Source organism: Candidatus Thiosymbion oneisti (assembly GCF_900092655.1).
GTDB classification, from domain to species: Bacteria; Pseudomonadota; Gammaproteobacteria; order Chromatiales; family Chromatiaceae; genus Thiosymbion; species Thiosymbion oneisti.
The window spans coordinates 1-3,557 of sequence record NZ_FLUY01000792.1; the positions used below are offsets into that span (position 1 = coordinate 1).

Sequence of the window (3,557 nt, forward strand, 5' to 3'; positions counted from 1 at the left end):
AACCAGCAACATCCATTGCCCCCATGGACGGGGGCAATGGATGTTTGTCTGCGTTCAGCGTCTTGATAGGCGGCGCGTCTCATGTTGCACCTACGTTTTTGTCAGGCGATTTCCTGTTTTGGTGTCTGAAACGGTCGGGGTATCAAAACGCCGCCGTGCATGTTCCTGTGTGCTTTCTTTTTGGTAATACCTTTTATAGTGCACGTGCTGGTTAGCTCCCCGATAAGCGGCGCAGGGACGCGCCGCTTATCGTCAAGGCTAACCGGCCACCCAAAGCGGTGTGGCTGTAGCGCAGCGAAAGCCGCACCGCTTTGGGTGGTCCGAGTTTAGCCGCATGTTAGGCATTAATTGCATTCACTCTGGCAATTTAAGAAGATTACGTAACTCTTCATCAATTTCTTTTGATAGCCTTGTTTCTTCATTTAATAGCGCATCTTGCTTGCTATGAATTTCAGAGAGTGTTATTTCATCATTATCTCTTGTTGATTTCTTGCGATTAAGCTCAGCCAACTCAAAGCATACATGAAAATAGCGATTGATCTTATTATGGGTTTTTTCAGAGAAATAGAACTCCGAATCTCTGGATGGCTGATAGAATTTTCCCACACTCTCATGATTGATCCCGCAAGCTTCTCGAAGCATTGCGAACTTTAAAGTATCAAAGGCGTTGTATATTTCCCTTTTTCTTTCATGATTGGAAATGGTATTTGCTTTTATTGCCTCTTGCCAAGAGTGCCGTGCATATAGAGCAGACAATCCAGCCACAAGGATTGATAGAACCGATAATGATTCAGACCACGTCATACTATGGTTGCCTAACAGGTAGTAGACGGCGAGTCGCCGTGTTTAAGTACGTCGAAACGCCTTCTATACCACAATTCTTGCTTCTTTATCAAATTCATGAATATCTCCATCAACGCACCTAGTACCTAGTTTCAATTGATACTGCTGGCTTTGACATTGGAGCGTGAGAGTCAACTAGAGGCTATGAATTTGCAATACCGGTCGAAACTAGGTACTAGAAACAATGAGTTAAGACCTGCCGACGACTTGTTGCCTCGGTCTCCTGAGCGAACAACTACGGCGAACTTCCATCTAGGATTCCTTGAGGGACCCGAATCTTTACAAATGAGTCAACTTTTTGCACTGCACAAGAAGTTCACGCCTCGTCGGTCCGATCTTATTCTCCTACCTCCAGCAATACACGTTTAACCAATGCATTACTTAAACGAAAACCTGCTCCCAATTGCAAACGTTCCAATAATGGTGCAAGTGTTTTAATATACCCTTTCGTTTTTGCTTCCACTAAAACACCAATGACACCTACTACTTTCAGGTTTAATCGCCGTGCTACCAGCCGCCCACGACGCTCATCGACCAATAATAAATCGGCATCTTGTTCCAATGCTAACACAATAGCTTCAGCTTCTCCTCTATCGAGCTCGATCTCCAAAGCTTGTACCAAAATGCGATTTGTAACTGATACCACTTTAATCCAGTTGGAATTTTGGATTTCAATTTTCCCTGGCAGATCTGAAATAGGTGTGATTATTTCATTATACACATGTTGAGGGATAAGTATTCCTTCGTAAAGTTTTGACAATAATGATAATTGACCGATTGCGGATAATGCAATTATCGGAGATGCATCACTTGCGACAATCATAATCGACTCAGATATTTTAATGTATCAAGGTCTTGTTCAAAGTCCTCCACATCATAATGTATTTTGATGCCTCTGCTTGCGAGTAGATGCTGAAACCGATAACGAGAAAAATCACACATATGGGCAGCCTGTGCTAATGTTAACCGTTCCTGTTGATAAAGTAATACGGCGATTTCTGCTCTCAAGCCGTTTTCTGAAATATGTGCTGCTTGTAAAATTTGATTATCTATGACTAAACTCATAATTGTATTTCTCACTAGATAGTCGGTTGACCTAACGTTACGCCTCAGCCGCCGCCTAATGCGACGCAAGCGAAGCGAGCGGCGCTTTAGGCGGTCGGCTGGAGGCTTTTGTTAGCTGCAATCATTTACTGCTCAATCCATTTAAGTTTATGTCCTTTAGTACCATACGATATTCTCAAGCTCGCGTTAGTTACCGGTCTTTTTGCTTTTTCATTATAAATCTTAAAAATAGCTTCTAGTTCAACATTTCCGCCCCCAAAACCTGTAAAAAATTCTTTTTCAGCATTTTGGCCTTTACCGCATTCCATCAATATTTCCTCGGAAACAAATTTCCCCCATATGAAATAAACCACATAACTTGAAGATCTATCACAATCGCCATTGCTAGCTGCAAATGATATATTTTCCCCTCCCCGAAAACCTTTTGCCTCTAGAAAAAAACTAAATCTTCTCTCCTCATCAGCCTCTAAATTGAATGAACCTGTATCGACTGTGGTGAAATGATCGTTTATTGTCGGGCCAACAACAGCACCGACGGTAATTGATACAACGAAAACAGGTATAATGATCTTGATTCTCTTAAAATCTGGTTTCTTTTCCTTGAGCCAATGTTTCACTACCTCCGCAAAACCAGCAGCAATAACGGCACCTAAAGCACCAATAACTGCGGCAATAATTGCTACAACAATAGTTTCGCTCATTGATCTGCCATCCTTTCTTGTCTATTGGTTTCGATGGGAAGATTATTAAAAACTACCTTTGTCAGCTAACTACAAGTAGACCTCAAAAACGACGTAAGAAAATACGTCAAAAGTGAGGTCTAATCTGCTTGCCTGTTCGCAAGTGCCTGTATATATTGCCGATATATAGGACAAACCCGTCAGGTACTGACAGGGGAAATACCCCCTCCGCCGGAACGCAGACCAAGCCCCGCCTGCTCGACCAGGTGCGGGATACAATCCGTTTTAAGCACGACAGCATCCGCACCGAGCAAGCCTATCCGGATTGGATTCGCCGCTTTATCTTGTTTCACGCCAAGCGTCATCCCGCGGAGATGGGCGCGCCGAAGGTGGAGGCTTTTCTCACGCATCTCGCCATAGGCGGATGCTACGCTCGGTAATCGTCACCATCGCCCCTTGCATGAGTTGCTCTCCGATTCCAAGGCCTGGCGGATGTCATCATCCTCAAGCTCCGGATACTCCCGCTTGCGCTCGATGCGATCCGGGTAGAGGGCGACAGCCTCGACCACGCGATGCACCGTCAGGCGCATACCACGGATACAGGGTTGACCGTTCATCCGCTCAGGATCGATGGTGATGCGGTCGAGTGAAGTGTTCATAGTGGCTCTCTTTATCGAGATGGCACAATGCATCGAACTCGTGCATGCGGCGTTTGTCGATCAGGCCGGCTGCGTGCAATCCGCGAGCAGTTTATGGCTCGTTCCCACGCTCCAGCGTGGGAACGCAGTTGTGGCCGCTCCAGCGGCCGAGGTTTCAAGACGCTGGAGCGTCGAGATCCCTCCTCCGTCGGAACAAGCTTGCTCCCACGCTGGAGCGTGGGAGCCAGAGAAAGCGGTAGTGGTAAATATCAGAGTGATATAGTAAGGTAGTTAATTCTTAATGATTCAAAATCCCGAGATTTTTACCATC

General features: G+C 45.3%; 7 protein-coding genes. 2 read left to right on the forward strand and 5 right to left on the reverse strand.

All coding sequences use genetic code 11. The features are described from left to right. A partial coding sequence (locus BQ17_RS22495; protein WP_218068179.1) for a hypothetical protein occupies window positions 1-215 on the forward strand: 215 nt, incomplete at its 5' end. A 139-nt stretch (window positions 216-354) separates the two neighbouring features. Here BQ17_RS22495 and BQ17_RS20515 read toward each other — a convergent pair. The 4 genes from BQ17_RS20515 to BQ17_RS08535 all read right to left on the reverse strand — a co-directional run bounded on the left by BQ17_RS20515 (window position 355) and on the right by BQ17_RS08535 (window position 2,609). Continuing rightward, on the reverse strand, window positions 355-804 hold the full coding sequence (locus BQ17_RS20515; RefSeq protein WP_141699175.1) for a hypothetical protein: 450 nt from the start codon (window positions 802-804) through the stop codon (window positions 355-357). Window positions 805-1,180: 376 nt separating this feature from the next. Next, window positions 1,181-1,666 (reverse strand): PIN domain-containing protein, encoded by a 486-nt coding sequence (locus BQ17_RS08525; RefSeq protein WP_089726141.1) that lies wholly within the window; start codon window positions 1,664-1,666, stop codon window positions 1,181-1,183. Beyond that, window positions 1,663-1,908 carry a UPF0175 family protein gene (locus BQ17_RS08530; protein WP_089726143.1) on the reverse strand — a complete coding sequence of 82 codons (246 nt, stop codon included), beginning with the start codon at window positions 1,906-1,908 and terminating at the stop codon, window positions 1,663-1,665. Before BQ17_RS08530 ends, BQ17_RS08525 begins: the two co-directional genes overlap by 4 nt. A gap of 125 nt (window positions 1,909-2,033) precedes the next feature. Further along, the gene (locus BQ17_RS08535; protein WP_089726144.1) at window positions 2,034-2,609 is read right to left on the reverse strand and encodes a hypothetical protein; all 576 of its coding nucleotides are present in this window, start codon (window positions 2,607-2,609) and stop codon (window positions 2,034-2,036) included. 245 nt (window positions 2,610-2,854) lie between these two features. On the opposite strand from BQ17_RS08535, the gene BQ17_RS08540 reads away from it, so the two are divergent. Beyond that, window positions 2,855-3,028 (forward strand): phage integrase N-terminal SAM-like domain-containing protein, encoded by a 174-nt coding sequence (locus BQ17_RS08540; RefSeq protein WP_256091525.1) that lies wholly within the window; start codon window positions 2,855-2,857, stop codon window positions 3,026-3,028. A 3-nt stretch (window positions 3,029-3,031) separates the two neighbouring features. On the opposite strand, the gene BQ17_RS08545 is transcribed toward BQ17_RS08540, so the two are convergent. After that, window positions 3,032-3,247, reverse strand: a complete 216-nt coding sequence (locus BQ17_RS08545; protein ID WP_089726145.1) for a DUF433 domain-containing protein — start codon at window positions 3,245-3,247, stop codon at window positions 3,032-3,034. Window positions 3,248-3,557: the final 310 nt, after the last annotated feature.

Coding starts and splice junctions, on each gene's coding strand:
- BQ17_RS08535 (WP_089726144.1), bottom strand. CDS start 2,609: ATGAGCGAAACTATTGTTGTAGCAATTATTGCCGCAGTTATTGGTGCT.
- BQ17_RS20515 (WP_141699175.1), bottom strand. CDS start 804: ATGACGTGGTCTGAATCATTATCGGTTCTATCAATCCTTGTGGCTGGA.
- BQ17_RS08525 (WP_089726141.1), bottom strand. CDS start 1,666: ATGATTGTCGCAAGTGATGCATCTCCGATAATTGCATTATCCGCAATC.
- BQ17_RS08530 (WP_089726143.1), bottom strand. CDS start 1,908: ATGAGTTTAGTCATAGATAATCAAATTTTACAAGCAGCACATATTTCA.
- BQ17_RS08545 (WP_089726145.1), bottom strand. CDS start 3,247: ATGAACACTTCACTCGACCGCATCACCATCGATCCTGAGCGGATGAAC.